We start from the raw sequence: 323 nt of genomic DNA, 5'->3' as shown, positions 1-323 counted from the left end.
CAACAACCGGCGCAACCAGTACAACCGATGGGGCTACCAATACACAAACCATCGTTGATTGTTTAACGAATGGTGCAGGCGCTTGTGCTGGCGGTATTGATGTTAATACCTACGCTGCAGGCATATGCTCTACTTACGAAGTCGATGACCAAGGCAACACACCCTGTGTATCCGGAAACACCTGTTATGATGATTGGTTCTTGCCGGCCTCACCAGCTGTAGGTGGTATTCCATCAAGCCCAACATCTCAGCTAGACTGTTTGTGGTTTAATAGAGCTGCCATTGGCGGTTTTGCCAATGTCGTCTACTGGAGTTCTACCGAG

General features: G+C 49.2%; 1 pseudogene. It reads left to right on the top strand.

Annotated features, from left to right (window positions below):
• A pseudogene (locus AB3348_RS15265) lies at positions 1-323 on the top strand (hypothetical protein); the annotation flags it as partial.

Origin of the sequence: Legionella sp. W05-934-2 (genome assembly GCF_964199965.1) — a bacterium.
Classification (GTDB): domain Bacteria; phylum Pseudomonadota; class Gammaproteobacteria; order Legionellales; family Legionellaceae; genus JAFIFT01.
This window is presented reverse-complemented; position numbering and strand designations above follow the sequence as displayed.